We start from the raw sequence: 1,163 nt of genomic DNA, 5'->3' as shown, positions 1-1,163 counted from the left end.
CCTCGATCGGCGGCGTCTCGTGGATGCGCAGCACAGGCGCATCGTCGAAATTGCCTTCGACCACCGCGCCGTTTTCGACGGTGATGCGCCCGTAGAGCGCCGCACTCAGGCCATAGACGACGCCGCTCTGGATCTGCGCCTCCACCGTGTCCGGGTTGATCACCTGGCCGCAATCGACCGCGCAAACGATGCGCTCGGTCTTGAACCTGCCGTTCCCGTCGAGGCTGACTTCGGCGACCATCGCCGCGAAGCTGCCGAAATCCTCGGCAATCGCGATACCCCGCCCCCTGCCCTTGGCAAGCGGCGCCGACCAGCCGGCCTTTTCGGCCGCGAGATCGAGCGCGCCGAGCAGCCGCGGCTTGTGCTGCAGCAGCCGCCGCCGGTATTCGAGCGGATCGATGCCCGCGAGTTCCGCCAGTTCGTCGATGCCGCATTCGACCGGGGGAATGTTGCGGGTGGCGCCGACGCCGCGCCAGTTGCCGGTGAGCATGCCATCCGGCGCCTCTTGGCGGGCAAAATCGGTCTGCCTGTGTTCGATCGCATAGGGCGTTTCGGCCCCCGCCATCTGGTCGAGGTCGACGCCGTCCTTGGTAAAGCCCGGGAACCAGCGCGCCATGACCGACGGGCCGATGACCCGGTGCCGCCAGGAAATCGGCATGCCGTCTGCCCCGAGCGTTGCCGTCACCTTGCTGTAGTTGAGGTAGCGATAGCAGTCGTGGCGGATGTCCTCCTCGCGGCTCCAGGTTACTTTCACCGGGCCCTTCACCTGCTTGGCGATCTTGGTTGCCAGGATCACGCCGTCGACATCGAGCCTGCGGCCGAAGCCGCCGCCGAGCAAGTGGTTGTGCACCACCACCTTTTCGACCGGCAGGCCGGTCACGTCGGCTGCCGCCTGCCGTGCCCGGCTCATGATCTGCGTTCCCACCCAGACCTCGCAGCCATCGGGACGCACATGCACGGTGCAATTCATCGGCTCCATGGCGGAATGGGTCAGGATCGGCATGCGGTAGACGAATTCGTGCACCGGCCCATGCTCGGCCTCGGCCCTGGCGACGTCGCCTTCATGCAAATGCGGCAGGGCTTTGCCGTCGATCGCCGCATCCATGAGGCGCTCGAGCTCGGCTTGCGAAACCGAGGCACTCGGCCCCGGATCCCATTCGATC

General features: G+C 66.6%; 1 protein-coding gene. It reads right to left on the bottom strand.

Going from position 1 to position 1,163, the window contains the following annotated elements; genetic code table 11:
• The coding region (locus L981_RS32395) for a xanthine dehydrogenase family protein molybdopterin-binding subunit (RefSeq protein WP_043626724.1) at positions 1–1,163 on the bottom strand (1,163 nt) is incomplete at both ends.

This window comes from Ensifer sp. ZNC0028, from assembly GCF_000799055.1.
Classification (GTDB): Bacteria; Pseudomonadota; Alphaproteobacteria; order Rhizobiales; family Rhizobiaceae; genus Ensifer.
Note: the sequence above shows the minus strand (reverse complement) of the source record. Positions and strands in the feature narration are given on the sequence as shown.